General features: G+C 70.2%; 27 protein-coding genes and 3 pseudogenes. 9 read left to right on the forward strand and 21 right to left on the reverse strand.

The features are described from left to right. Positions 1-507 precede the first annotated feature (507 nt). On the reverse strand, positions 508-711 hold the full coding sequence (locus AB0D66_RS31640) for a cold-shock protein (protein WP_150504806.1): 204 nt from the start codon (positions 709-711) through the stop codon (positions 508-510). Positions 712-955: 244 nt separating this feature from the next. Next, on the reverse strand, positions 956-1,303 hold the full coding sequence (locus AB0D66_RS31645; RefSeq protein WP_362310644.1) for a MerR family transcriptional regulator: 348 nt from the start codon (positions 1,301-1,303) through the stop codon (positions 956-958). Between the two features lie 1,018 nt (positions 1,304-2,321). Between AB0D66_RS31645 and AB0D66_RS31650 the strand changes: the two are divergent. Beyond that, positions 2,322-2,522 (forward strand): annotated as a pseudogene (locus AB0D66_RS31650) (transposase family protein); the annotation flags it as partial. 5 nt (positions 2,523-2,527) lie between these two features. On the opposite strand, the gene AB0D66_RS31655 reads toward AB0D66_RS31650, so the two are convergent. The 3 genes and pseudogenes from AB0D66_RS31655 to AB0D66_RS31665 all read right to left on the reverse strand — a co-directional run. Further along, on the reverse strand, positions 2,528-3,481 hold the full coding sequence (locus AB0D66_RS31655; protein WP_362310645.1) for a DUF4344 domain-containing metallopeptidase: 954 nt from the start codon (positions 3,479-3,481) through the stop codon (positions 2,528-2,530). Between the two features lie 181 nt (positions 3,482-3,662). Beyond that, positions 3,663-3,800, reverse strand: coding sequence for a hypothetical protein (locus tag AB0D66_RS31660; protein ID WP_362310669.1), 138 nt, complete (start codon positions 3,798-3,800; stop codon positions 3,663-3,665). A 205-nt stretch (positions 3,801-4,005) separates the two neighbouring features. After that, positions 4,006-4,341 (reverse strand): annotated as a pseudogene (locus AB0D66_RS31665) (TIGR04222 domain-containing membrane protein); the annotation flags it as partial. A gap of 340 nt (positions 4,342-4,681) precedes the next feature. Here AB0D66_RS31665 and AB0D66_RS31670 point away from each other — a divergent pair. Beyond that, positions 4,682-6,265 (forward strand): alpha/beta hydrolase, encoded by a 1,584-nt coding sequence (locus AB0D66_RS31670; RefSeq protein WP_362310646.1) that lies wholly within the window; start codon positions 4,682-4,684, stop codon positions 6,263-6,265. A 359-nt stretch (positions 6,266-6,624) separates the two neighbouring features. On the opposite strand, the gene AB0D66_RS31675 is transcribed toward AB0D66_RS31670, so the two are convergent. Both AB0D66_RS31675 and AB0D66_RS31680 read right to left on the reverse strand, forming a co-directional pair. Continuing rightward, a complete protein-coding gene (locus AB0D66_RS31675) occupies positions 6,625-7,482 on the reverse strand; it encodes a TIGR04222 domain-containing membrane protein (RefSeq protein WP_362310647.1) in 858 nt (285 codons plus the stop codon). An 838-nt stretch (positions 7,483-8,320) separates the two neighbouring features. Next, positions 8,321-8,824, reverse strand: coding sequence for a hypothetical protein (locus tag AB0D66_RS31680; protein WP_362310648.1), 504 nt, complete (start codon positions 8,822-8,824; stop codon positions 8,321-8,323). A 326-nt stretch (positions 8,825-9,150) separates the two neighbouring features. Here AB0D66_RS31680 and AB0D66_RS31685 point away from each other — a divergent pair, with 326 nt between their 5' ends. Further along, positions 9,151-9,951, forward strand: a complete 801-nt coding sequence (locus tag AB0D66_RS31685; RefSeq protein WP_362310649.1) for a maleylpyruvate isomerase family mycothiol-dependent enzyme — start codon at positions 9,151-9,153, stop codon at positions 9,949-9,951. Positions 9,952-9,958: 7 nt separating this feature from the next. Here the strand turns inward: AB0D66_RS31685 and AB0D66_RS31690 are convergent. From AB0D66_RS31690 to AB0D66_RS31700, 3 genes and pseudogenes are all read right to left on the reverse strand, one after another. Beyond that, a pseudogene (locus AB0D66_RS31690) lies at positions 9,959-10,145 on the reverse strand (hypothetical protein); the annotation flags it as partial. Between the two features lie 100 nt (positions 10,146-10,245). After that, positions 10,246-10,371, reverse strand: a complete 126-nt coding sequence (locus AB0D66_RS31695) for a hypothetical protein (protein WP_362310650.1) — start codon at positions 10,369-10,371, stop codon at positions 10,246-10,248. Between the two features lie 190 nt (positions 10,372-10,561). Then, the gene (locus AB0D66_RS31700; RefSeq protein WP_362310651.1) at positions 10,562-11,008 is read right to left on the reverse strand and encodes a DUF1772 domain-containing protein; all 447 of its coding nucleotides are present in this window, start codon (positions 11,006-11,008) and stop codon (positions 10,562-10,564) included. A gap of 93 nt (positions 11,009-11,101) precedes the next feature. Here AB0D66_RS31700 and AB0D66_RS31705 point away from each other — a divergent pair, with 93 nt between their 5' ends. The 3 genes from AB0D66_RS31705 (at position 11,102) to AB0D66_RS31715 (ending at position 13,350) form a co-directional block, all read left to right on the forward strand. Continuing rightward, a complete protein-coding gene (locus AB0D66_RS31705) occupies positions 11,102-11,680 on the forward strand; it encodes a TetR/AcrR family transcriptional regulator (protein WP_362310652.1) in 579 nt (192 codons plus the stop codon). A gap of 664 nt (positions 11,681-12,344) precedes the next feature. Next, positions 12,345-12,869 (forward strand): ATP-binding protein, encoded by a 525-nt coding sequence (locus AB0D66_RS31710; RefSeq protein WP_362310653.1) that lies wholly within the window; start codon positions 12,345-12,347, stop codon positions 12,867-12,869. Positions 12,870-13,116: 247 nt separating this feature from the next. Then, the gene (locus AB0D66_RS31715) at positions 13,117-13,350 is read left to right on the forward strand and encodes a hypothetical protein (protein WP_362310654.1); all 234 of its coding nucleotides are present in this window, start codon (positions 13,117-13,119) and stop codon (positions 13,348-13,350) included. A 136-nt stretch (positions 13,351-13,486) separates the two neighbouring features. On the opposite strand, the gene AB0D66_RS31720 is transcribed toward AB0D66_RS31715, so the two are convergent. From AB0D66_RS31720 to AB0D66_RS31740, 5 genes are all read right to left on the reverse strand, one after another. Continuing rightward, on the reverse strand, positions 13,487-14,227 hold the full coding sequence (locus tag AB0D66_RS31720; protein ID WP_362310655.1) for a class I SAM-dependent methyltransferase: 741 nt from the start codon (positions 14,225-14,227) through the stop codon (positions 13,487-13,489). Between the two features lie 174 nt (positions 14,228-14,401). After that, entirely contained in the window at positions 14,402-14,614 is a 213-nt protein-coding gene (locus AB0D66_RS31725; RefSeq protein WP_362310656.1) for a helix-turn-helix transcriptional regulator, read from the reverse strand. Beyond that, positions 14,611-15,030, reverse strand: a complete 420-nt coding sequence (locus AB0D66_RS31730) for a hypothetical protein (protein WP_362310657.1) — start codon at positions 15,028-15,030, stop codon at positions 14,611-14,613. Before AB0D66_RS31730 ends, AB0D66_RS31725 begins: the two co-directional genes overlap by 4 nt. Positions 15,031-15,304: 274 nt before the next feature. Then, positions 15,305-16,147, reverse strand: a complete 843-nt coding sequence (locus tag AB0D66_RS31735; protein ID WP_362310658.1) for a DUF4394 domain-containing protein — start codon at positions 16,145-16,147, stop codon at positions 15,305-15,307. Between the two features lie 242 nt (positions 16,148-16,389). Further along, the gene (locus AB0D66_RS31740) at positions 16,390-17,451 is read right to left on the reverse strand and encodes a hypothetical protein (protein WP_362310659.1); all 1,062 of its coding nucleotides are present in this window, start codon (positions 17,449-17,451) and stop codon (positions 16,390-16,392) included. Between the two features lie 305 nt (positions 17,452-17,756). Here AB0D66_RS31740 and AB0D66_RS31745 point away from each other — a divergent pair, with 305 nt between their 5' ends. Further along, positions 17,757-18,404, forward strand: coding sequence for a carbonic anhydrase (locus AB0D66_RS31745; protein WP_362310660.1), 648 nt, complete (start codon positions 17,757-17,759; stop codon positions 18,402-18,404). A 98-nt stretch (positions 18,405-18,502) separates the two neighbouring features. Here the strand turns inward: AB0D66_RS31745 and AB0D66_RS31750 are convergent, their stop codons facing one another. After that, positions 18,503-19,075 carry a snapalysin family zinc-dependent metalloprotease gene (locus AB0D66_RS31750; RefSeq protein ID WP_362310661.1) on the reverse strand — a complete coding sequence of 191 codons (573 nt, stop codon included), beginning with the start codon at positions 19,073-19,075 and terminating at the stop codon, positions 18,503-18,505. Positions 19,076-19,455: 380 nt separating this feature from the next. On the opposite strand from AB0D66_RS31750, the gene AB0D66_RS31755 reads away from it, so the two are divergent. Further along, positions 19,456-20,433, forward strand: a complete 978-nt coding sequence (locus tag AB0D66_RS31755) for a terpene synthase family protein (protein ID WP_362310662.1) — start codon at positions 19,456-19,458, stop codon at positions 20,431-20,433. 290 nt (positions 20,434-20,723) lie between these two features. On the opposite strand, the gene AB0D66_RS31760 is transcribed toward AB0D66_RS31755, so the two are convergent. Continuing rightward, positions 20,724-21,488 carry an excalibur calcium-binding domain-containing protein gene (locus AB0D66_RS31760; protein WP_362310663.1) on the reverse strand — a complete coding sequence of 255 codons (765 nt, stop codon included), beginning with the start codon at positions 21,486-21,488 and terminating at the stop codon, positions 20,724-20,726. Positions 21,489-21,746: 258 nt separating this feature from the next. On the opposite strand from AB0D66_RS31760, the gene AB0D66_RS31765 reads away from it, so the two are divergent. Beyond that, positions 21,747-22,151: a DUF1622 domain-containing protein gene (locus tag AB0D66_RS31765; protein WP_362310664.1), complete on the forward strand. Its 405-nt coding sequence runs from the start codon at positions 21,747-21,749 to the stop codon at positions 22,149-22,151. Positions 22,152-22,359: 208 nt separating this feature from the next. Here the strand turns inward: AB0D66_RS31765 and AB0D66_RS31770 are convergent, their stop codons facing one another. From AB0D66_RS31770 to AB0D66_RS31785, 4 genes are all read right to left on the reverse strand, one after another. Next, positions 22,360-22,554, reverse strand: coding sequence for a hypothetical protein (locus tag AB0D66_RS31770; RefSeq protein ID WP_362310665.1), 195 nt, complete (start codon positions 22,552-22,554; stop codon positions 22,360-22,362). Between the two features lie 141 nt (positions 22,555-22,695). Beyond that, positions 22,696-23,118, reverse strand: coding sequence for an ATP-binding protein (locus tag AB0D66_RS31775; RefSeq protein ID WP_362310668.1), 423 nt, complete (start codon positions 23,116-23,118; stop codon positions 22,696-22,698). 575 nt (positions 23,119-23,693) lie between these two features. Next, positions 23,694-24,104, reverse strand: a complete 411-nt coding sequence (locus AB0D66_RS31780) for a hypothetical protein (RefSeq protein WP_362310666.1) — start codon at positions 24,102-24,104, stop codon at positions 23,694-23,696. Positions 24,105-24,115: 11 nt separating this feature from the next. Beyond that, positions 24,116-25,441, reverse strand: a complete 1,326-nt coding sequence (locus tag AB0D66_RS31785; protein ID WP_362310667.1) for a GAF domain-containing SpoIIE family protein phosphatase — start codon at positions 25,439-25,441, stop codon at positions 24,116-24,118. Positions 25,442-25,884: the final 443 nt, after the last annotated feature.

Genomic DNA, 25,884 nt, shown 5'->3' on the forward strand with positions numbered 1-25,884 from the left:
GCTACGACAAACGCGCCTACGTTTTCCACGGCACCATCACCACAGCAGCCATCAGACTCTGGCTCCGCGAATGATCCGCCGGACAGAACCTAGGCGGCCGGAACGAGCATGCGGGGCCTCAGCCGCCGGCCGTCGCACACGCCGGTGATGTGCTCATTGACAGATGGTTCGTGCGGTTCAGGGCCGGGGACGGTGCGGCTATCCAGACGCTATTGCGACGCCGGCGCCCAACGGGCGGGTCTGGCTGGGTTCGGCGAGCCCGGCATGCCGCTGTTCGGATGACGCGGTACTTCTGCGGCTGCGCCAGCGCCCTTCGAGGACGTCCGGCCTGCCCCAGTACGCGTGCATGGCGACAGGCGTCAGGGCTGCGCGGCACCAGCCGCGCAGCCCTGACGACGTACGCCCCGTGTCCCGCCAAGGGTCGGTGGGCTCGATGTGTCCGCCAATTCGGTCACTGCGGACCGCCGTACGCATCGACTCGGCCCTTGGTCAGGCGGACGGCACGGGTCAGGCCGGGGTGATGTTCTCGGCCTGCGGGCCCTTCTGGCCCTGGGTGACGTCGAACGTGACGGCCTGGCCCTCCTGCAGCTCGCGGAAGCCCGAAGCATTGATCGCGGAGTAGTGGGCGAAGACGTCCGGGCCGCCGCCGTCCTGGGCGATGAAACCGAAGCCCTTCTCGGCGTTGAACCACTTCACAGTTCCGGTAGCCATATCCATGCCTTCCAGTCGATGAACGCCTCCCGCACGATGCGGAAGGCGGAGGTGATCGCCCTGGTTCCTGCGGCACAGCACAGCAAAACGCCCACACCTAGGCGTGGGCAAGGGGAACTTCCGAACCACGACAGCTGACGCAGACGCTACACGTCACCACACCCAGTCACCAGAGGAACCGTGGGCCTTCTTCACGCCCCGGACCAGGCGCGCCAGCCGACCAGGCCGGCACGCGCGCCTCGGCTCAAGCCGCGGCCGCGGGATCCGGCGGCAGTGCGGCACTGTACTCGGCGTTGATGCGCTGAGCCTCCTTGAGCTGGTCTTCCAGGATGACGATCCGGCAGGCGGCCTCGATGGGGGTTCCCTGGTCGACGAGCTCACGGGCGCGGGCCGCGATGCGCAGCTGGTAGCGGGAGTAGCGGCGGTGTCCGCCGGCGGAGCGGAGGGGGGTGATGAGGTGGGCTTCTCCGATGGCGCGGAGGAAGCCTTGGGTGGTGCCGAGCATGTCGGCGGCCCGGCCCATGGTGTAGGCGGGGAAGTCGTCGTCGTCCAGGTGGCCGCCGAGCGGCCCGGTGGGGTTCTCTGCTGTCATCTCACCTCTTTCATTGGAACGCGTGGAGGGGCCCGGACGCCTGCCGGCATCCGGGCCCCGAAGGAACTGCTACACCATCTGCCGGCCCTGATACTGCGCCGGCCTTCGGTTTCCGCTCACCCGTCCAAACGGGGACGAGTGGTGCGGGGATCGCGGTGCTTGACCGGAGACCACCTCACTATCGATGTCCTGCGGTACCCGGACCCGCGTGGCGTCCGGGCGATCCTGATGGCGCCTCAACTCCTCCGTTCATCCCTCTGACGAACAACTGCTTACCTACAGGGAACTGCTGTACTGCTGGTACTGCCAACTGCACTTACTGCGATATTGCTGCACTCATTACTTCGGGTACTGCTGGTACTGCGAACTGCGGGTACTGCTCGCGACCTGGCCAAGCGTCACGACTTCGGCAGCCAGCCCCGTTGCCCATCCTGCATCTGCTCTGGCTTAGAACCCCACTGCCGAACCTCCCGGTGCGCGCGCCCGCAGCCGACGCCTTCACCGAGGTACTGCCATGTACTGCACTGCTGGGTACTGCGTACCGCGGATACTTCTCACTGCTGTACTGCGAACTAGCTGAACTGCTGGTACTGCTGGTCCTGCCAACTGCACTTACTGCGGGTACTGCCACCTGCGTTAACCGCGGTACCTCTGTCGGCGGCCCCTGATCACCGCGGGCCACCCGGTCCGGCCGCCAGTCCCGTCGCCATCCTGAACAAGCTTTGGCTTCGACACTCCGCCACCGCACCGTCCTACGCACTGCAACTACCTGTACTGCAAGTACTGCTGCCCGGCAGTTCATCTCTGCCAGGCCCTTCGGTCTCTCTGGGCTACGAGAGAAACCATAACCACGTCACAGCCCAATGTCTACTCCGGCCAACACAGAATTTCTGGCGCTCGACAGTGAGGTACCGGACGCGACCGCAAGAGGAGGCAGGCGGGACCCCCGCGGCTTCGGCAGACAGCATGGCCCTCTCCAGGTGACGACCGGAAGACACACCAGGGACTGCTGGGACACCGGCCACCGCGTGTCGGTGGCTAACGAGACCTCACCACAACCCAGCGAACGATCAACCGAGGCCTGTCAGCAGCGCGAGCATCCAGTCGAGCGAAGCATCGCGCGACTGAAGTCCTGGCGAATCTCCGTCGAGCCCGCTGCAGCCCCAACCGCATGACCGTCATCGCCGCAGCCATCCTCACCCTGGAGCGTCAGCGCTGAAAGGCTCACTGGCTGCTGCGGATATCGTCGATCCGCTTGGCCAGGTCCCGCGTCTGCGCGATCAACCGCGCCTGCGCCTGCTTCTGCTCCTCGTCGCCCCGGGCCTTGAACGCCGGGCTGAAGTGCGGCCGGAGCTGCGTCCACCAGCCGTAGTCCAGCATCGCCCAGGCCTGCGGGCACAGCGGGGCCCGGGTTTTGGGGAGACGGCCGCTGTCGACCAGGGACCGCTGGTACTCCCGCGGGTCGCTGCCGTACAGGTAGCACAGGAAGTTGTAGGCCCGCTGCTGGGTGACGGGGTGGTCGCTCGACATACTCTCCAGGGTCGGCGTTCCCTCCTTGCGGGCGATCTCGTCGAAGAGGATCGCGGCGGCCAGCGACGGGCCCGGCCCGACCTCGTCGATGGTGTAGAAGGACGCAAAGCCGTCGGCCGCGTCCTCTTCGAGGCCGAGGTTGGCCAGCAGCAGCTGGCGCTGCAGCGCATGGCCCATCTCGTGGCCGAAGATGAACTCGGTGGACAGCACGGTCAGATCGTCGATGTTGTACTCCGACGCCGGGAACGGGTCGGGCCGCTCTACGGTCTTCACGACGTCGGCGAAGGCCTTCTTGATCTCGGCCAGGAACGGCGGCGGGACGAAGACCGTCCTGCCGTCGGGCTGGGTGACGGCGTCGGTGACACCGGGCGGGACGTCGCCGGTGACCTTCACGACCAGATCGTGCGGGAGGGTGAGCGTCCTGTTCACCCATTCCGCCGTCCGCTCCAGCACCCGGGACTTCTGGATCAGGCCCACGACCTCCCGGTCCTGCGGTGCGACCGTACCGGTCTCGTAGACGACCGTGACCCGCCCGGAGCGCGCCGCCTGCGGGTGGGGCCCCGCCCCGGGCACCTGCCCGCCGCCCGCCGCCCCACCACCGCACCCGGCTACGACTGCCCCGGCGAGGGCCAGCACACCCGAGACCACGACGACGCGGGCCCTCCTTGAGCAACCGGCGGTGTTCGGCATCCTGATCGGCTCCCGTCGTGTGCTTCTCCCGCACCGATTCTGCGGCCGCCGGGAGGTCGCTGCCCGCCGGGCAGCCCGTTCGGGCGAGTACCCCGCCCACCACCCGGCGCCTGCCGGCCAGGCCTCCTACGGCGCGCGCTCACTCACTCGCCGCCTCCGCCGCCTCCGCCGCCTCCGCCTCCGCCGCCGCCATCTCCGCCGCCACCGCCGCCTCCGCCTCCACCCCCTCCACCGCCTCCACCGCCTCCACCGTCGAAGTGCGGACCGGAGTCGACATCCAGGCGCGGAGACCTGCGCCCCCACATCGACCCCCGGCCGCTGCGCCTCGGAGCAGGGCCGCGACGGGGTGGAACCGCCTGCCCGCGGCCGACCGGATGTTGCACCGGCTGCTCCAGGAGGCGGGCAGCCCCGCCCAGGACGTACTCGGGCATGCTCGGGTCGCACTCGGCCTGCTGAAGGTGCCGGCGGCCCGCACGGGTCACCTGACGGTCCGCGCCCGCCACCAGGCCCCATATGGCCAGCCCCCGGCCGATCTCTTCGACCTCCGGGGAGCGTTGCAGCTCAGCGCGTATGGTGTCGATGCTCTTGGCACGCCCGCAGAAGGCGAGCACGGCGCGCTCGACCGGATGCAGGGCTTGCTCCCCCTCCACAGTGCGCACCTGCGAGGCGTGCACCACGAGCAGCCCGCGCCAGTTCAGCGCGATGACCGCGCTGTCCACCACCCGCCGGGCCCCACCCGCCAGGAACGCGACGTCATACACATCCAGAGTCCGCGTCTCGCCCGAGCCCCTTACGATCCACCGGAACACCCCCCGCATACCAGATCCGCCCCCGTTTCCACCCACTTCATCTGTCGGCAGTGTCACCTGACAGCACAGCAGCCAACCTTCTTCCCGACTTCTCAGAGCAACACCTGAGCTTCGGCCTATGGCGGTCGGCGTACCTGCTGCTCAGCCGGATCGACACACAAGGCCCCGCAATCCGATAAAAACCGCAGCGCCGAAGCTTCCCGGACGCGCCTCTCTCCGGACCCCGGCCGGGGTCCGGCCGCCGGTGCGCCGGCTCGGCGGGGCGGCGCAGATGGATCCCCTGACATGCCGGGGTCGTCCAGGGCGGTTTTACTCGAAGCCGTGCTGCTTCGCCGGAAGGAGACCCACCATGGCCGCAGCCGCGCCGGGTCCGCTGTCGCGGGGCCGTGCCGAGGCCGCCCGGGCGGCTCTACGCCGGTCCGCCGTCGGTGCTCTGGTGCTGGGGCTGGTGGCCGCCGGGTGCACCGGGGTGTCGAAGAGACCCGGGGCCGGGTCGGCCACGCCCGCCGACGGCGCGGGGCTCCGTCCCTTCTACGAGCAGAAGATCACCTGGACCGCGTGCCAGGGCGGCGGCTTCGCATGCGGACGGCTGAAGGTTCCGCTCGACTACGCCGCCCCGGGTGGGGAGACGATCGAGCTGGCGCTGATCCGCGACCCTGCCGACGATCGGACCGCTCGGATCGGCTCCCTGGTGTACAACCCGGGAGGCCCCGGGGGATCCGGTGTGGAGGCGGTGGGTGAGTCGGGCCGGTTCCTTTTCAGCGACCGGCTGCGGTCCCGGTTCGACATCGTGGGCTTCGACCCGCGGGGGGTCGGACGGAGCACGGCGGTCAGCTGCCTGACGGACCACCAGAAGGACCGGCAATCCCAGATCGACGGGACCCCTGACGACCAGGCCGAGGTGGACAGGTTCGTGGCCTCCGGCCGGGACGTCGCCGCGGCGTGCCGTGCCAACACCCCCCGTGGCCTCCTCGCTCACGTCTCCACCGTCGAGGCGGCCCGGGACATGGACGTGCTGCGCGCCGCCCTGGGCGATGCGAAGCTGCACTACCTCGGCCAGTCGTACGGCACCTACCTGGGCGCGGTCTACGCCGAACAGTTCCCCGCAAGGACGGGCCGCCTGGTGCTGGACGCCGCCATCGATCCCCGCATGTGGCCGCCGTGGTCGCCGGCGGCGCTCCGCGCCAAGGCGGTGGGCTTCGAGACGGCGCTGGACGCCTTCCTTGCCGACTGCGTGCCGCGTACCGACTGCCCGCTGGGCCGGGACACGTCCACCGCCCGGCAACGGCTGGCCGGCCTCCTGCAGCGCGCCGACAGCCGACCACTGCCGGGTGACGGCGTGCGGACGGTCAACGAGTCGCTTGCCGCCGCCGGCGTGTTGACCGCCTTGTTCTCCAAGGATTCCTGGCCCGCCCTGCGTACCGGCCTGGCCGAGGCCCAGGCCGGCAACGGCTCAACCCTGCTCGCCCTGGCCGACCTGTTCTCGGGACGTGACCATGACGGCCACTACACCAATCTGCTTGACGCCAACCAGGCGGTCAACTGCCTGGACGGGCCGTCGCCGACGACCACGGCCCAGCAGGTTCAGCAGCAGCTGCCGGCCCTGAGGCAGGCCTCGCCCCTCTTCGGCACGTACGTCGCGTGGGCAGCGCTGTCCTGCGCGTTCTGGCCGGTGCGGCCGGTCGGCACACCCCGCGAGATCAAGGCCGCCGGGGCGGCGCCGATCCTGGTCGTGGGCACGACCCGGGACCCGGCCACGCCCTACGCCTGGGCCCAGAGCCTGGCCGGACAGCTGGAATCCGGGGTCCTGCTGACGTACGACGGCGACGGCCACGGCGCCTACCGGGCCACCGGCAGGGCGTGCGTCACCGATGCCGTGGACGCCTACCTGACCGAGGGCCGTCTCCCGGCGGAAGGGACACGCTGCCGGTGACCTCCTGCCGGGCCGTGGGCATCGGCGGAAGGCCGGCGCACGGCCGCGTATGCACCCGCCGGCGCAGTGCGGGCCGCCGTGTCCGCGCAGACCTGCCCGGCTGCCACGGATGCAGACCCTGCGCCGTCAGGTGTTGGACAGACGCCTGCGCGTCCGCGCCGCGGCCGCGCAGGCAGGCTTCGGGCGTGCGCGGGCGTAGGCGTCGGACAGGGTTCGGAATCGTGGCTCCAGTGCCTCGCGCGGATCGGGCCGGACCGGCTCACGCCCTCCCACCGCTTCGTGACCAGCGCCGCTGCCTGGACAACCAGGCGTGCAACGTCGAACCCGGGAGGTGACGGGGCAGCGGCGTCCTCGGCCGCTCAATCACCGCCGCAGTCACCGCCTCCTCCGCAGCCACCGGCTTCGCCCCCGCCGAAGGCGGCCCCGGCCTCCCAGGAACCGCCCATGTCGGACCTGCCGTGCCCCACCACGGCCGACGCCCATTCGGCGTCGGACAGCTGGCCCATCCCCAGCAGAGCCACTCCGGCCAGTACCGGTTCGGTGCCGGGGAGCGCCGCAGAGGGAGCCCGCCGCAGGGACGCGAGGCGCTCGGCTCCGGCTGTGGTGCACCACAGCCGCCGCGTCGAGGTCCGGACGAGGAATACGATCACCGCGATGGACATGAGGAGCAGCAGGCCTACTGTGGCGGGCGCTCCGGCGGTGCGGTCCCCTACCGCTGGGAAGCCTGCCACCACGAGGACCAGGAGCAGGGCGGCCACGATGCGCCTGCACCGCGCGATGCGTGTGCGCACCGTCGGCTCGACGAGCAGTCCGGCCCGCACGAGAGCAGTGCCGATGTCTCGGACCGCGCGGCTGCGCATCACCAGGCGGCAGAGGCGCTCCGCTGTCACCACGCCGCCGTACCTGAGCGCTCCGACGATCTTCCCCTCGACGGCGTTGCGCGGTGCTCCCGGGACCCGGGAGACGTTGCCGTCCCGGGATATGTGTAGTCGGCCGTCACGTTGCATGGCGACCAGGACCGTGTGCGCGACGCGCCGGGGGCCACCTGCGAGAAAGGCCGCTTCGAACAGCGCGTTGCCGCGGGCCGGGCCGGCTCGTGCGGCGGGCTTGCCGGGACGTGGCTGCCGGGCTCGGCGGCTGGCCACGATCACGTGCGCCATCAATCCCGCGGCAGCAAGGTACGTCAGTGCGAAGATCCAGAGTTCGGGGTCGTTCATGTCCGTCCCTTCGGTGCGTGCCGGCGGGCGTACGCCGAGGGCCGCGCTGCAGCCGGGAGGCGTGCTCCCTTCTCCCCAACCAGGATCTTCCGATCCAGGTTGGGCGGCTATTGCCGGATGCTCGTGTCTTGACCGGTGCGGGAGATGGCGGTAGGTGGCCTTCCGTGCGGGCGGCGGCACGAGCCTGTCCCCGGCTGTCGTGCAGCGTGCCGCTGGCGGGCTGCGTGCGCTGTGGGCGCCTGGTGCGGCGCAAGCTGCCCGGCCGGCCGCCGGTGGAGAGGATCGCGTCGTCCGGCGCGACCGCGTCTGTGTGCCGTGGTCCCTGGGACCGCGTTGTTCGGTACGAAGCCGCGGACGGAGATGTGCTGACCGTCTGGGCGGTCGGGCCCTTCATCGCGGCGGGACAGCGCCGTCTTCGGCGGCCTCGCCGCACCTGCCCGGCGTCGCCGCCGACCTGGCAGGAGTGGGTCGGTACCGGGCCCCGTGCCGTCGCCAACAGGCGTGTCGGCCCTGACCTCGGCGACCAGGCCGGGGTGGACCAGGGTGCTGTTCAGGACGTCCCGGCTCCCCCACGTCGCCGAGAAGCGCACGACCTCCACGGGTGCCGGGCGCGGCTGCGGTGGTGCTCGGCAACCTGCCGGGCGGCGTCCGGGCGCAGCGGCACGGTCCGGCCGACCGCGCGTAGCCGACATCCTGATCGTGGCGGCCGAGGACGAGAAGCTGCGGGCGGGGCAGGGTGCCGGTGATCGCGCCGACGATCGCCCCGAGTCCGTCGGGACGATGCGAACAGGCGTGTGAAGGCGTGAGGGCTGCCGCCGTCGCCGGAGGCGCCCGGAGCTCACTCGTGTGTCCACTCCTTCAGGAGGGCTTCACGCTCGGTTGGCTTCGGTGTGCCGCCGCTGTGGTCCCGGCTCCAGGTCGTGAGGGTCCGGGGGTCTGCCGTGCCCTCACGGAACCGGCTCAGGAGGCGCTGGGACAAGGTGATCTCTTGAGAGGTGTAGCCCGTGGTCGCTGCCGAAACCTGTACCTCCTCCGTACCGTCCTGCGATTCCAGGACCAGGAACATCTGTGGCGGTGCCTCGCCGTCGTAGCTGGATCCCAGCGTGACCATCGCTTCCAGCACCGCCGCCAGGAAGCGGCCTGCGCCTTTTGTCCCGCCCTCCACGGGCGCGGCCTCCACGACCGCGGAACTCAGCCTCGACCACGGCCATGCCCGGATGCCGTCGGAGCAGCGCGCCTGTAGCCCATCGGAGGTGATGCGAAGGCAGTGCCCCTCGGCATTCGGCGGGGAACCCACATACACGGAATCCTCAGTGATCCAGAACAGTCCTACCATTGCCACAGCTGACTCCTGATGTGTGTGCCCGTACGTCTCGAGCTCCTTGGATCGTTCTCCGGCGCCCACGCCTGATTTCAGTAGGCCCGCCGTGCCGGACGAAGGCACGCCCCTGCATCTCGGGGCTTGACAGGGCCCGGGAACGGGCGCAACATCGCCGGGCTCTTGCGCCCACGGCGGTTCGCCTTCTGCGATCCGCAAGGGAATGCAGGCCTCGCAGCAGTGCGCAGCTTGTCACCCGAGCGGTGGAGGCGAGACGTCCGCGATGGCCAACCGGCGGTGACTGTGAAAATCCCTGTCCGATCATCGGAGCACGGTGATAGACATCCGGCGTGGAAAAGAATCTTGAGTTCCCTGACCTGTTGCGACTGATCGATGAACGGTCGACCGCCTTCCGCGCCGTGGTCGCCGCCGCGCCCGGTCTCGACGCGCAGGTGCCGACGTGCCCCGGGTGGACGCTGTTCGATCTGGTGAAGCACCTGGGTGGGGGAGACCGTTTCTGGGCCGCCATCGTCGGCGCGGGGTCTGCCGACGCTCCCCCGGCCGAGGCCGTCGCCGCGCGCGCCGCGCTGGAAGTGCCGCAGGAGCGTGAGGCTCTGCTGGCCTGGCTGGACGCGTCGACGCAGCTTCTGCTGGGCGCCCTGCGCGCGGCGGGACCGGAGAGCGGTTGCTGGACGTGGTGGCCCGCGTCTCAGTCACCGCGGACCGCCGGCGGTGTCGCCCGGCACCGGGTCCAGGAGACCGCGGTGCACACGTACGACGCCCAGCTCGCCGGGGGCGCCCCGCAGCCGCTGCCGGTCGAGTTGGCACTCGACGGTGTGGAGGAGTTCCTGTTCACCGTCTGCGCAACGCCGAGTGCCTGGCCGCACAAGCCCACGGCCTTCGACTTCCACGCCGCCGAGGGCCGCTCCTGGCGCCTCACCGTCGACGCCGACGGCGCACGCATCACCCGCATCCCCGCGCCCGCCGCCGCGACCGGCGAGGACTCGGACGCAGCCGGCGCCTCCGTCCACGGCACGGCCAGTGAGTTGGTCCTCTACCTGTACGACCGGATCCAGGCCGACTCTTTGGACGTTGACGGAGACGCAGGGCTGCTGGACCTGCTCCGCGCCTGGGAGCCGGAGGAGAAGTAGGGCGTAGCGGGGCCAGTCTCTCGCCAACGCGTGAGCGGGGATGCCCCACTCGTCCACTCCCGCTCAGCCACAGCCAGCTCCGCCTGGAGGCGGTCGGCCTCCTCCCGCAGATCGTCGACACGACGGTGAGCGGCGAGCTCACGCTGTTGCAGCAGGTACACGACCGACGGCGTTCTCGACCTCCAGCAAAACAACGACACGACACCACTGCCACGAGACCGCCGACTCGATACCTGACCAGCGAGAACGCAGTCCTCAAGCCCGGAAAGAGAACAACACGCCCAGAGGTGGCCGTTAGGCAGGCTGCGGGGCGGGCGTCGACGGAGGGGTCACGATCTTGCGGGTCTCGCGCAGCATGAGCAGGCCGTTGGCCACCATCAGCGTCGCGGTCAGGCCGTGGACGCCGAGCGCGGTGGCCACGGAGCCGTGGTGGGCGACACGGTGGCCATGTCGCCGTACGCGGCGAGGGCTTGCCGAGTCGTGCGGATCCTGATCAGGCTGCGCGGACGCGGGTACTCGAGGGCGTAACCGCTCCTCCAGAAGTGGGGAGTTAGGTGGCCGGCCGGCGCCCGGGGAGCGTGCGCCGCCGGCGCGGGGCTGGTCGGCGGGCTCAGGCGAGGGCTGCGACCAGCAGGGTGAAGGCGGCGATGATGACGGCAACGCGAACGTAGTGGAAGCGGTCCCAGCGGTGATTCTGCTCCTTCCAGTCATCGGGCCGGTTCTCAGGGGTCCACGTCTTGCCCTGGTTGTTGATCGGGACGAGCAGGAGAAGCGACATGATCACGCTGAGGACCAGCAGCGCGCCGGCGATGACGACCAAGCCGGCGCCGTGGTCATGCCAACCGACGATGGCCCAGACCGCTACGAGGGCGAGCGAGCCGAAGTACCAGACCGGCATCACGGCGCCGAGCATGCGGCCCCCGTGGCTGCGGCCGAGTTGGCCGCTGTCTTCAGGGAGTGCGCCGAGGATCGGGTTGATGACGAAGGCGACGGAGAACTCCACCCCCACCATCAGTCCGACGACCACGATGGTGACGACCTCAAGTACGTCGAGCATGGCGACCCCTCCGGATGCATCTAGCATTGCTAGCTGATGAGGCAACGCTAGTACTACTGCCGCTCGGTTGTCTAGCGATGCTAGGATCAATCCATGTCGGTACAGGAACGCAAGCAGCGTGAACGGGCTGAGCGCGAGCGCCTCATCGTGGCAACGGCCCGCGAACTCGCGGAGCAGCAGGGCTGGGACGCGGTCACCACCCGTCGGCTCGCCGAGCGCATCGAGTACAGCCAGCCCGTCCTCTACAGCCACTTCCGCGGCAAACGCGAGATCATCGGCGCCGTCGCCCTCCAGGGCGCCGCCGAGATGGCCGCGGCCGTGCGCGCCGCAGCCTCCGCTGCGGACGGCCCGCGCGACCGGGTCACCGCCCTGGCCCGTACCTACCTCGACTTCGCCGCACGCAACCCGGCGGTCTACGACGCGTTGTTCCAGCTCGACGGCGGACTGGCCTTCGCGGACGAGGACACCCCGGAACCCCTCAAGGACGCCTTCGCCGCCCTACTGGACAGCCTCGCCGAGGTCGCCGGGGACGGCGTCCACCCGGGACTGTTCACCGAGGTGTTCTGGGCGTCCCTGCACGGCCTGGCGACCCTGACCCGGGCGGGACGCCTGCCGCCGGAGGACATCGAGCCGAGAGTGGAGCTGCTGGTGAACCGGCTCGCCATGGTCTGACAACCCTCCCCGCGGGCACGCAGCCGGCGCACTCCCCCAGCCGCTGCCTGCCTACCTCCGCGCATACACGGCCTTGGGCGTGCCGGAGTGAGCTGTGCCGGCAGGGTGGAGGGGTGAGCCCTGACCTGCGCGTGGTCGAGCCCGCACCAGCAGGGTGGAGGGATGAACCCGCGCCGGTCCGACGGCGGCTCGGCAGGCAAACAGCTACAGGACAGGCCGATAAGCGGGGCTGTTCAGGCGTTCACGTGGTGCGGGGTGACGTCCCGTCGGGGCGCCGCTCGATGCGTCGGCCCGGGCGCGGGCTGGAGACGCCGAAGCCACATGGAGGCTGTCACGAGCAGGCCCGTGAATACCGTCAGGAGAAGGGCGGAGACCCACATCTGTCGGCTGCCCGGCTGCAGCCAACCCGCCCAGGCTGCCGCAGCCGCCCACAATGCGGTACCAGTCATGTAGAGGGTGCGGGCTCGGCGCAGCTGGCGTACGGCTCGCAAGGAGGTGAGATGTTCGCGCTTCGGTGCCATGCCCACCCGTGTACCCCGAAGCTTCGCGCGTCCACGGGTGCATGTGGAGGTGTTTCGATCGGGGTCCGGTTCTGGTTCTGGGTGTACAGAGTCCGATCGGTGCGGGCTGTCCTCGCTGCCCGCACCGCGCTAGCGTCAAGTCCATGATCGTATGGCTTAACGGCACGCATGGCGCAGGCAAGACGACGACCGGTGCGCTCGTACAGCAGCTGATTCCGGACTCACGGGTGTTCGACGCCGAGAAGGTCGGCGAGACACTCATGGACATCAAGCCAGGGCTGCCCGAGACGGACAACTTCCAACACTGGACGCCATGGCGGCCGCTCGTGGTCGAGACCGCCCGACGCGTCCTCGACTACACCGGCGGAACCCTGGTGATGCCCATGACCGTCCTGGTCGAGCGGTACTGGCGCGAGATCAGCTCGGGCCTCGCCCAGCACGAGATTGCGGTCCGGCACTTCGTCCTGCATGCCGATCAGGACACCCTCCGGGCGCGCATCGCGGGCGACACCGTGCTCGGTCCCGACTCCCCGTTCCGTCTCCAATACCTTGAGCCCTACGCCGAGGCGGCCCGCACGTGGCTGCATGCCGAGGCCGAGGTCGTCGACACCACGCACCTCACCCCCGCCCAGGTCGCCCAGCAGATCGCACAGGCCGTGAAGAGTTGAGAGCCCGGGCCGTCCACTACCCACCAAAGGCACCCGCTCCCGAACCCGCCGACCCGGCTGTCAGGCCGGGCCGGTGCGAACGCGACGGCATCGACCACATAGGAGGCGGGTGCGGCAGCATGCGGGCGGTCGTATTTCAAGCCCCGAGATGCAGGGGCATGACGTGCACGAGGTGGTCGGGCCCAATGGATACACGGGCCCTGGCTCACCAGAACCGGCCCCTCCCCCTTCCGTAAGGAGCCCCCTCATGTCCCGCACCCGGCGTCTGGTCCTGCTCACCGCTTCCACGGCTCTGGCCGCTGGAGCCGTCTCCATGTCGTCGAGCGCGATCGCCGCCCCGGCGACGACCCGCCCGGTCAGCATGACGACGCAGGACGGTGGTCACGGCGGCGAGGGCATCCTCACCGGCAATCCCTTCGGGGCCAAGAAGATGTGGGACAGCTCCCAGGGGCAGCTGGTCCACTGGGACAAGCGCTACTGACGCCGCCCCCTCGGTCCGGCTCGTTGCCGGGAGGGCCCCCGGTATCGGAGGTGCCCGGGTCCCGGCTGGCGTCGCCTGAACTCTCGACAGGAGTTCCAGAACGGGTACGGCTTGCAGGGAAGCCTGGTGGCCGACCTCAGATTGGCTTGCGCCACACGGAGATGTGCTTCGCGGAATCCTGGGCGAACGGCGCCCCGTCCCAGTCCGCGACGCGACGCTCCAGCTCGAGCCCGGCGATCCGTGCCATCAGGTCGAGCTCTGCCGGCCAGGCGTACCGGTGCCGGGAGTTGCCGCGACGGTAGCTGCCGTCGTCGCCGTCGCGGGTGAAGTGGTGTGAAACGAGAACCTGCTCGACCAGGTCGAAGGTGTCGAAGCCGAGATGCTGCTCGGAGACGTCGAACGGCACCGCAATCTGGCCGGGTGGCAGGAACCGCAGCGGCGGCACGCCCAGCTCGATGACGAATCGGCCGCCGGGCTTCAGATGGCGTGCGGCGTTGTGGAAGCACTCGACCTGCTCGTCCTGCGTGAGCAGGTTCGTGATGGTGTTGTAGACGAGATAGACCAGGGTGAACTCGCCGGGAACGACGGTGGTGGCCATGTCCCCGATGACTACCGGGAGCGTTTCCTCGTCGATCTTGCGCCGCAGTACCGCTGCCATGTGCTCGGACAGTTCGATGCCCACTACCGGCACGCCGCGTTTCCGGAGCGGGACGCCCACTCGTCCGGTCCCGATGGCGAACTCCAGTGCCCGGCCGTCTCCGGCGAGCTCGGCGAGGAAGGCGAGAGTCGGTCCGAGAAAGGCCGCCGAGGAGGTTTCGGACTCCTCGGCGTCGCAGCGGTCGGCGGTCGCACGGGTCCACAGTTCACTGCTCGTCACGGGCGGCTACTTTGCCGGGTGCCGAGGGGCGCTGTCGACGTGTTTACGTTCTGCTCGGCGCAGCGTGCACCGCCCACAGCTCTGGAGTGATCCAACCACCTTGGAGATCATTTCGTCAGAAATGAGCACGCCCAGCCGCGCCACCCTCTACGGCGGCCGCCGCGCCGGGCGAGGTCACCGTTCACGCTGCAGGTCCTCGTCCGGGAAGAAGAGATCCTCGATCGGTTCGCCGAATACGGCGGCGATCTTGAATGCGAGCGGCAGGCTCGGGTCGTAGCGGCCCGTTTCGATGGCGTAGACGGTCTGTCTGGAGACGTCGAGGCGGTCAGCCAGGTCGGCCTGGCTCCAACGACGCACCGCCCGCAGTTCCCTGAGTCGGTTCTTCACCGGGCTCGCGGGGTCTTGAGTAGCAGGGCTGCGATCCAGGTCAGGATGCCGGCGATGAAGCTGATCTGGACCAGCTGACGCAGGTCTCCGACCCCGGCCGCCTGGAGTAGCCCGGTGGCGTAGATGGCCATGATCAGTACGCCGAACCCGATCGCCAGGGCCTCGAGCTGGCACCGGCGCTGGTACTCGTCGGCGCGGCGCAGGCTCCTGATCACGGCCCGGACGATCCACAGCCCCGGGGCGAGGTTCAGCAGCGACCAGAACAGTTTCCACGAGTCAGCCGAACCGAAGAGCCCGAACTCTGCGATCACGCCGAGCAAGCCGAGGGCGATGACTGCCGGCAACCAGTCGAGGAACCATGCGCGGGTACGGACCGTGTCACTGCGGCTTTGCCGGTTCTCTGGTGTTGTCCCCATGCATCCAACGTAAAGGGAACTTGTCTCAATGTAAATGGTCCTTGTCAGATGGACAAGGACGGTTGCTGTTGACCTCACCCCTGGGATTGCCGGCTTTCGTGACGGGCGCTTGCAGTACGAGGCGGGGATCGCGAGCCAGGTCCCGTACCTGAGCGTGGGGACTTCACGGAGCTCAGTGGCCGCCTGCCTCGGGCCCGCGCTCCCCCGGTTTCCGGCGGGGGAACGCGGGCCCTTCTTCGTCCTCACCTGCTCATCGGCATACCCAGGTGGGGGTTTACCTCTGGTTGAGAGGAAGCGCGACGTCGAAGACCTGTCGGTTCGTGGGGAAGGCTCCTGCGTCGGTCGCGTCCCCGGTGAGCGGGTTGACCTTGTAGAAGCGGTATGAGCCGCCGGTGGAGAGGGCGGCGAAGCCCTGGTTGCTTCCGTCCCGGGCCGTGAAGTAGATGTCGAAGCCCGCGCTGGGTCCCGCGTCGACGCCGAGGTTGCCGGTCGGGGCGAGGGTGCCGGCGTTGGCCGGGGACTGCAGCACGACCTGGTCGTTCAGCGTGTCGATGTCGAACAGGCTGGTGGCCGTCGCCGTGTCCAGGTCGTTGTTGGTGTACGCGGCGCCGGTCACACCGGTTGTCGGGGTGGTGGCCGGGGGTGTGGTGAGCGGGGTGTCGGCGAGGGTTCCGCCGGTGGCCACGTTCACGTCGTGACGCAGGTTCTGCCCGGTGTCACTGATGATCCGCAGCCGGTCGGCGGCCGGGTTGAAGTCGACGCCGAAGGCAGTGCCCTCGAGCGCGATGTTCAGCTGGGAGACCTTCGTCGCGGCGGCGTTGCGGGTGTTGAGGGTGTAGATGCCGCCGGCGTTGCCGACGCCGTAGAGCAGGCCGTTCTGGACGCGGTAGTCGATGCCGACCAGCGTCGTGTCTCCGGTCAGACCGGTGACGGTCGCGGCTGAGGACAGCCGGTCGGGATTGCCGGCGCTGAACTGCACCAGACGCTGGTCGACGGTCAGGCCGGTCACTCTCAGGCCGTTGCGGGAGGGCTCGTGCTGGTCGTTGTCCGCGGCCGCCACCGGACCGGCCGCGGACAGGGCCACGGCGAGCGTCATCACGAGAACTGCCTTGCGCATGGAGACTCCACTGATCGATGTGCCCGCACAGCCGGGCGCCACCCAGCAGACACAACCAGCGACAGCATCACCCGGCCCGTCGAACACCGCCAGATGGCGGCCCTCCGAACCACGCAGGAAGGCAGCGGAGTCCCTCCGGGCAGGAGTACGTGTTTGCCGAAGATCCGCATTCCGAAGTGTCGACCGTCAGAGCACCGGCCGGAGCAGGTCGCAGCCCCCGTCCGTCCGGCCCCCGCCCGCGCTCATGGGGCGGGAGGCTCCGCATCGTGGGCGAGGGTCGGGGTGCGGTCGGCCGAGGTGTCCGGCTCGAGGTGGGGCCGGAAGAGGACGGACAGGTCGGACGGGGGCTGGGGCTGCGGCCTGTCCGCGCGGTAGAGCAGGGCCATGACCGACAGGACGGCGGTGAGGCCGGCGGCGAGCATCGCAGTGCCGGTGGGCCAGGGCACGAGGCCGCCTACGGCTCCGCCCCAGAGGTCGCGATCCGTCACCGTCGCCAGCGCGTGGATCGAGACGAGTGCGATCCCGGTCACGGTCGTCGCCGACCACAACCGGGCCCGATCCCGCACTGTCACCAGCACGGCCAGGGCCAGGCACACGCACGCCAAGCCCAGCAGGAACCAGGTCACCAGGCTGGTGGGGGTGAGGAGGCGGAGAGGGGAGCGCGGCAGGTAGAGGACCGCGGAGACGGCCAGCGTCATCGCCACCGGCCACCGCAACGCGCGGCCGGGCACGCCGGGCTCCGCGTCTGTCTTCAGCGCCTTCCTGACCGGCTCGTCCGCGCCTTTGTACGAGACCCGCGCAGCGGACCGTTCCGTCGCTGCTCGGGGCGCCTGGCCGGGCTCGTCCGCCGGCTCGAGCCGGGGCCCCGGCTCGGGGTGGGGCTGAGGATGGGGGTGCAGCTCCGGCCCCTGGCCGGGCCCGGGATCCTGCGGGGGCCCCGTGTGCTCTTCCTCCTTGGCCAGCAGCACGGCCAGCGAGATGACGTCTGTGATGGGGCGGCTGACCGCGGCGGCCCGCAACGCCTGGTCCGCCCCGTCGTGAAGCTGCCCCGATTCCCGCAGGAGCGTCACCAGATCGGCCACCTCGTCCACCGACCTGCCGGTCACCGCTGCCTCCAGCAAGGTCCGCAGGCTTTCAGCGCCGACGTCGGCGTCGCGTCGCGCCTCGTCCGGGTCCCCTCCTTCAGGGAGCGGGGCAGTGGGAGGCGCAGTGGCCTGCGGGACGGGCGCGGGATGCGCAGCGGCGCCCCGGGCCTGTGCTCGGTCGTCCCCGGCCTCGGGCTCGGGTATGGCGTGGTCGCTCATGTGTGTCTCGCTCCGTCGGAATGCGCGCTGTGCGCAGCCGCGCGCAACGCAGTCGCGCGGGGCACGAGGAAGGATGCCTACTCCACGAACGATGCGGCAGCCTGGAGGGCTCCACCATGCGGAGCAAGCAAACGGGTGTCGGGCCTTGCCCGGCCTGCGCTCCATTGGGCTGTCGGCCTGTGGGCCGTCCTGTCGGGCAGCTTGTGGCTGTGTGACGGCGGAGAGGGGCAGTGGGCGGTGCGGTCGGCGACGGCACCGGGGCCCCTGATCGAGCGGCCCAGCCGGGCGCCTCGTAATCTGCCGCCATGGCAACCACTCCTGTCTCCCCAGCTCAAGCCCTCGACGCTCTGCTCGCCGGGAACCACCGCTTCGTGACCGGCACCCCGCACCACCCCAACCAGGACGCCGCCCGGCGAGCCGAGCTCGCCCCGGCCCAAAAGCCCTTCGCGGTGCTCCTGGGATGCTCCGACTCGCGGCTGGCCGCCGAGATCATCTTCGACCAGGGCCTTGGGGACCTGTTCGTGGTACGCACCGCCGGGCACGTCCTGGGGCCCGAGGTGCTGGGCAGCATCGAGTACGGCACCAGCGTGCTGGACTGCCGCCTCGTCGTCGTTCTCGGCCATGACTCCTGCGGCGCCGTCGCCGCCGCCCGCGCGGCCGTCGAGGGCGGGCCGACCGCCACCGGCTACGTACGGGACGTCGTGGAACGGGTCACGCCGAGCGTGCTGGCCGCCCGCGCCGCGGGATTCAGTGCGGACAGCGACCTGATCGACACGCACATACGGCACACCGTGGACCTGCTCCTGGACCGCTCCCGGGTGCTGGCCGACCAGGTCGCCTCCGGCCACACCGGCGTCGTCGGCCTCGCCTACCAGCTCGCCGAAGGCAGCGCCCGCCTCGTCACCTCCCACGGCATCCCCACCACAGCAGCCACGCCCGCACTCACCGGCTGACCACCCCTCCGGGGGACTCAGCCGCCTGATGTCTCACCGGTGCGGGGGCACCCCGACCTCGCGGTATCCCCCGCACGCAGGGGCGGCCGGCCCTCCGGTCAGGGGGCGTCGACGAGTACCCGGCCGTCCGTCGGCACGGTTGCCGCGAGCCCGTTCGCGTACGCGTTCTGCACGCGGGAACGCTCGGTCGCGTTGGGCACGGCGTTGGTGCAGGCCGTCCCGGGGCTGGACCCGGACATCAGCTGGGAGCACGGCCCCGGCTTGGTGTCCGGGAGGCCCAGGCTGTGGCCCAGCTCGTGCGCAGCGATGCGCGTCTTGTCGTAACCCTGACTCACGGCCTGCGCGCCGAGTTCGACTCGCACCTGCCGCCCGGGACGGACCGGACCGAGGGTGGCCTGCGGCCAACCGGTGGTGGCCACGATGACGATCTCGGCCCGGACCCCGGGCGCGGCCTCCACCAGCCGGACGTTGCTGACGTTCGCGTTCCAGGAAGCGACCCCGGCCGCGATGGCCGATTCCCAGCCGCCGGCCCGACTGTCGTCATAACGGAGCGTCACTACCGCTGCATTGGCGTCCGGTATGGGCGCGGGTGCCGCGGTCGCGGCGGTTGCCGCCGCGAGGACCATCGCGGCGGCGGAGGTGCCGACTTTCAGCCAGGTGCCCAGAGACATGGTCGTCTTCCTTCATACGTGGGGGGACCCGGCCCCTCGGCGGAACCGGGGCATGGGAGACGCGGCCACCGCCCGCCTGTAGCCCGCGCGTTCGGACAGCCGCCCCTCCGGAGCCCTAAGAAGGTAGTCCCGCACCCCACCTCTTCGGCATGCGCATGTCAGCCAATTCCAGCAGGCGCTCCAGCCGATGCCCGATCAGCGGGCGGGGCGCCCCCGAGGGGCCCGCGCGGACGGGCGACCCCGGGACGCTCCCATCCGGTGCTCTTTGCCGTGGCCCGGGTGTGCCGTGCGTCCTCAGAGGGAACTTTGCGGTAGAGGCCGACGTCTAGGACGGGGCAGGGAAGACTGCTGTGGGAACCCGAACGTTCACCATTCCTCCGGTGCAGACCGGCTTTCGCTGGCGCATCAACCCGCACCATTCCCTCGAGACGGACGCCGCCGCGAACGCATGGGCGTACGGTCTGTTCAGCGACGACCCGCGCGTGCCGGTTCCGGTACTTGCCGACAACTACACGACGTGGGCAGCACTGTGCTTCCCCGACGTGGACCGCGGCCTGCTGACCTGTTGGTGCCGCTTCAACGCGCTGTACACGGTGGCCGAGAACAAGCAGGAGGCTCTGTACGAGACGAGTGGCGCCGGCAGCGCCCGAGAGATGTGGGCGCGCACGGCCACGCTGCTTTTGCGGCAGTCGCACGCTGACGACGTGTTCGCTGTCGGCGACTGGGGCGACGGACTGACCCGGCACTTCATGGCGGCGGCCATGACGATCGCCGAGAGGCTCCCGGAATCGCTGGCGCGGTACTTCTTGCGGCGCACCGCGTCCATGGCGCAAGCCCAGTACCAGGAGAACCAGGCGATCGGCTCACCCCGAATGGGGTGGGGGGAATACCTGGAGTACCGGCAGGTCAACTTCGGTGTCCCCCTGTTCACCGCAACCATTCCCGCGCTGCTGGAGCGAAACCTTTCCGCGGATGAGTGGGAGTCGGCCGAGCGGGAGCAGCTGGACCGGCTGACGGCGCATCACTGCTGCCTCGTGAACGACCTGTACTCGTTCCGGAAGGAGTGGAACGACAGGAACGGGAAGAAGGCGCATGTTCAGGCTGTGTCGGTGCTGCAACACGCCTACGGCCTGGGCCTGCAGGAGGCCCTGGACAGACTCGTCGAGAAGATCGGGGAGACGGAACGGAAGATTTTTGCGCTGCGCTCGCGCTGGGCCCTCACGGCGGAAGCCGACGAGTACTGCGACCGCCTGGAGGACATCAGCGCGGGGAACTTGCGCTACCACCAGATCTCGCCCCGATTCCATGGGAGTGGGTTTGAGGGTGTGTTCACTGGTGGGGAACTGCGAGTGACCTGAAAACCGACTGGGACGGAAGGTCCGGGATCTCATGACGGACCCGCCCGCGACTGCGCATGGCGAGGCTTCGACCTTGAGGCGGGCGACGACGCGTCCTGTTCATGGAGGCGCCGCGGGCAACTGCTGTAGCGATGCAACGTCGCTGTTGTGGACCTGTTCCATCCAGTCGAAGAGGTCGGGCACGGACGGGAACTCTTCCACCACGCCGCACCTGCAGACCGTCGCCCTGACCCCACGGCGGAGGCACCTGGTGCAACCGAACCTGCCGTTCGGCTGCAGCAGGGTGGGGACTACTTGTCGCAGGCGATGCCGTCGCCGTCCTTGTCGAGGGCCGACCGGTAGCCGGGCTGTCCCTTGCGGATGGGCGCCGCACCAGCCGCCTTGGCGGCGTCGCAGTTCTTGTAGGAGACGCCCCCGCCCCCGCCGGTACCGGAGGTCCCGTCAGCGTCCCCCTGGGTTGGAGTCGGGGCCTTGGTCGGGGCCTTCGTCGCCTCGGCGTGGAGCCGGGTGCCGGCGACGGCCGGGCACGTTTTGCCGGGCGCGATGAGGTGGAGGGTGGCGTCGGCGGGTCCCGCTCCGGCATCGGGGCTCTGGAAGCAGACGGCCCAATTGGGGTGATACGAGGCGAGGGGCACATCGGTGTACACGCTCAGCGCCTCGACCTTGGCCACCCCGGCGCCCTTCAGGGCCTTTTCGGCCTGATCGAACGGCATCGAGACCACGTTGGGCAGCACAGGAGCCGCGCTCGGTGCCGCGGCCTTGCCCGGCTCGATGGCGGCCGAACCCGGCGAGGCGGTCGCGGCGTTGGCCGCCCCGACCTTGTCGTCCTCCGCGCCCTTGTCGTCGCCACCGGAGAACAGCACGATCAGGAACCAGAGACCCGAGAGCACGGTGGCGACGATCTTCTTGCCCTGGGTCCACCGGGTCATCCAGGCCAGCGCCATCCCGAGCGGGGGCAGCAGCACGAGCGCGGTGACGATCACAGCCGTGCGCTGCCACCAGCGCTGGACGGGCTGCTGGGGTCTGGGGGCGTACTGAGTGGGTGGCGAATACACATTTCTCCTGGTGACGGTGTGACAGATGTTCAGACTGCAACCATTTTTGATCATGATGTTGATATGCGCCACCGAAATGGCTCATTCCGGATCAAAGGGCCGCTGCGGCTCGGACGGCCCGCAGAAGCGAGCTCATGGGCGCAGCGGCACGATCCGCATTTCCTCCCCGCGCCGCGCGGTCGTTCCGCCTCCGCCGCCCCGACCACTCCCCCGAGGTGCTGGACCGTGTGAGCGCCGGCAGTGGGGTAGGCGGGGAGCATGACACTGTCTGGGGAACTGCCGTCCGAATCGCAGGTTCAGGAGATGATCGGGTGGCTCGTCCACGTGATCGAAGCAGCCGGCGCGCTGATCATCTTTGCCGGTGCGGTGTGGGCTTTCGCCCGGTTCGCGTCGACCGGGATACACAGGCGATCCCTCGTCGGCGAGTTCAACAAGATCCGGCTCAGTCTGGGCCGCTTCCTTGTCCTGGGCCTGGAGTTCCAGCTCGCGGGTGACGTCCTGCGCACCGCGGTCGCACCGAGTTTCGCGGAGATCGGGCAGCTGGCCGCCATCGCCGCCATCCGGACCCTGCTCAACTACTTCCTTACCCGGGAGATCGCACAGGAGCGTGCCGAGATCGAGGAGGAGCAGAAGACACCCGAACCTCGTCCGCTGAACGTCTGAACGGATCCCTGAGGGCGCGTCCCGCACCTCGTTGAGCACGCCCATGACGGTCCTTCGCGCCCTGCGGTTCCAGGTTGTGGACCGAGACACGGTGTCGGCGCGTCCGTGGACTCAGTGCGGTGACGGCTTCGGGTCCAGGGCGTTCCCGACGGTGCAGCCGCCCTCCCCGGGCATCCGCCCTCACGTGTCGAGGTACCCGTCACCCGCATCACCTCCACCCGTCGAGGTGGGAAGCGGAGCGCCCGACCTCCTCCGCCGTGCGCGGACTCTGGCCATAGAGCCGCTGGCCCGCCTTCCTGGCCACCTCCCGTGCGGCGTCCGTCGCCTCGCCCTCGGCGGACGGCACCATGCCGCAGCCAACGGTGAGCAGCAACAGCGGGGCGAGCAGCAGCAGTCGGCGCATGCGCCCACCCTTCCGGCGCCACGTGCGGCGGGCAACCGCTCACGTACTCAGCCGGGGCGGCATCCAGCCTGGTAGCGGTCGATGAGCCCGGGAGCAACCATCGCCACGTCCCGGCGACGAGCAAGCCGCACGGCTCGAGGGTCAGCCGGTCATGACGACGCCGGCAGTGATCCGCTTGCCGTGAGCTTCGCGGCGGGTCCGGATGACGTCGGCTGCGGCGACGATCACTTCGAGGCCGTGCTGACCGATCCGGTAGGGGTCGGTCGGCATCACCACCGGCGGGTCGGGGTTGCCGTCCCAGACGGACACCTCGACAAGCCCGTCCGCGAGTTCAAGGGTCAGCGTGCTGGGGCCGGGCGCGTACTTGCGGGCGTTGGACACCAGCTCTGTGACGATCAGCTCCACGGTCTCCCGCGTCCGGGAAGAGACCGACCTCCCGTGAACCGCCTGCACCTCGTCAAGGAACGACCGGGCCAGCCGACGGGCCTCGGCGATCTTCTCCCAGCCCTCGAACACGACCGTCACCACCAGACCGCGTGACGACGTGAGCTTGGAGGCTTCCATATCGTGCACGCGTCCCCCGCCCCGTTCCCGGTATCAGCGACTCAGCAGGCGCGGCCGCCCCGACACTCTACGACGCGCAGAAATTGACCGCCCAGGCCAATCAGCCTGCCACCGGGCCGGGCCGGTCTGCGGGGTCGCGGAGATCGAACAAGTCCAGCACCCCGGTCATCTCCGGCAGCCCGTGGAACCGGTTCGGCAGCGGGCCGGCCAGCGCGATGCGGCGCGTGTTGCGCAGGCGGAACCGGCGTCAGCGTCGCCTCAGGACCGGTGGCGACCTCGACGGCCCGGTTCACCTGTGGCCAGCAGGATGAGAGCCAGTCCGAGAGGCAGCAGGAACAGCAGCAGAATGGTCATGATGTCGCTCGTGCCCCGGCTCGGACCGCTGATGCCCCCGGCCGGGGGGGTGGTCGACTGCCAGGATGGTTGAGATCTCCGGCCCACGGCTCTGTCCAGTGACGGGACCCCGTGCCGGATGCCGAAGCGTGTCGGCGTCTCGGCCGGCCCCGAAGCACGCAGAAGATCGGATGGCGAAGGGCTCGGGCAGGGCGGTGGCCCCTTGTCCAAGCCGCCGCCCCTTAGGGAGGGCCGGGGGGAAGAGGAGGGCCAGGCCGGTTGCCGGTCGGGCTCTCGACGGTGATGGCGGCGAGCGCATCGGTGAGGTTCTCGTGGACGCGAAGGACCTGCCGGGTCCCGGTGATGAGCAGGCGCCGGGCGAAGCAGCAGCTCAGGGGGCCGACCAGGTGGAGGCTCACGCGCCTGCGCGCTGACAGCAGCAGTCCGAGGAGGATCGCGTCGGCGCTTTCGAGTGCACCGAGGTCGACGATCAGTGGGAGGCCGGCTGCGGTGGCTTCGGCAAACGCGGAGTCCAGCGTCTCTTCATCCCAGTAGCCGACGGTTCCCCGCAGCAGAAGGACGCGGGCCGGCGGGCGGGGAATGAAGGCGTCGATGATCATCAGTTCGTTGGGCGGGTCCGTTCCGTAATGCATGGCGCCAGCCTTCAGATCGGGCGGTGCGTGGGGACGCGCAGGGCGAGGAGGGCCGTGTCGTCGCTGGCCCAGCCTCCGTGCCGGGCGGCCAGAGCGTCGTTGATGTGGTCGATCGTCTCCTGTGCGCTCATACCCGCGGTGGTCGAAAGGGTGTGCGCCAGGTCGGCGTCGTTGAAGACGCTCTGGTGGCGGGCGGGGGCACCGGGGCGGGGGCGGGCTTCGATCGCCCCGTCGGTGTAGAGGAGGAGCAGGTCGCCCGGGGCGAGGCGGAAGCGGACGTCGGTCAGGTCGCAGGTGTCGAAGATTCCGAGGAGCTGGCCGGGCGTACCGATCTCGCGGACCGTTCCGTCGTTGCGGCGGATGAGCGCGGGCGGGTGGCCGGCCAGGGCCAGGGTCCCGGCGACGCCGCCGGGGGTGACGCGGAAGCGGGCGTAGACGGCTGTGAGGAAGCGGGGGGCGCCCTGGCGCAGCATCGCGGTGTTCAGGTGGTCCAGGAGGTCGGCGGGGGGTCGGTTCTCGCTGGCCACGGCGCGGATCGTGTAGCGGGCCATGGAGGAGACCTGGGCGGCTTGGACGCCCTTGCCGCAGACGTCGCCCAGAGCTATGCCCCAGGTGGAGCCGCGGGTGCGGAAGAGGTCGTAGAAGTCGCCGCCGACCTCGATGTCGGAACGACCGGCCCGGGAGGCGGGGCGGTAGGAGGCCGCGACCTCGACGCCGGGCACCTCGGGCGGGGTGGGGGGCAGCAGGCCTTGCTGGAGGGAGTGGGCGAGGTCCGCGGAGCGGGTGTGCGCTTCTTCGGCGGCGGCGAGGGACTGGCGCAGGCGGATCTCCGCGCTGACCGATCGGGCCAGGGTCTCCAGCGTGGCCAGGTCCGCCGGGGTCCAGGTGCGGGGGTTGTCGTCGATGACGCAGAAGCTGCCCAGGACCTCGCCGCCGGGCGAGAGGAGGGGGTAGCCCGCCCAGGCGCCGATGTTCATCGGGCCGACGGAGGGGTGGCCGCTGGTGCGGGGGTCGGCCGCAACGTCGTCCACGATGAACGGCTTGCCGTTCGAGCCGATCAGGAAGTAGCAGAAGCTCTCCTCGACCGGGTTCTGCCGTTCCTCGATCGAGGAGGCATCGACGCCTGTGCACGCCTTCCAGAAGGAGCGGTCGCCGTCGACGAGGGTCACGAACGCCCGCCCTGACCCGGTCACCCGGGCCGCCAGCCCCGACAGGTCCTCGAAGACCTGCTCCGGCCCGGTGTCCATCAGGCCCGTCGCCCGGACCGCGGCCAGACGGTCCCGGTCCCGGACTTGCCTGGGCAGGTCAGCGACCTGCTCCCGTACGTCCACCGTCATCTCGTTCCTCCAGCCCTTCTCCCAGAGGTGATCTCCGGCAGTCCCGCGATCGCCGACCGCGCTGTGGCTGCCACCCAACCACGCGGGGCCTGCCCGGATCCAATGCGGCGGCCGCGCCGCCAAGGCCGCGCTCCAGGGCGCGGGCCGCCTGGACGCCGTCGGTGGTGGGGAAGCAGCGGGAGGCACTGCGTCATCACCCTGAGCCGGTCCAGCTGCGCGGGGACCGCTCCGAAACCTAGCCCTACGAGCCCTGGCGCGGGCGCGTGGGGGGGGGCCCGCCCGTGGGCCCGGGGGGGGCCGGGGCCACCCCCCCCCACCGGCGCCCCACCGCCACACCCACCGCCACCCCCCCCCCCCCGCCCCCAACCCCGCCACCCGCGCGCCCGCCCAACGGCCGGGGCCGGACACCCCTAGGTGCCCGGCCCCGGCCGTGTACGCCGCCC

This window comes from Streptomyces sp. NPDC048270, from assembly GCF_040652335.1.
Taxonomy (GTDB): domain Bacteria; phylum Actinomycetota; class Actinomycetes; order Streptomycetales; family Streptomycetaceae; genus Streptomyces.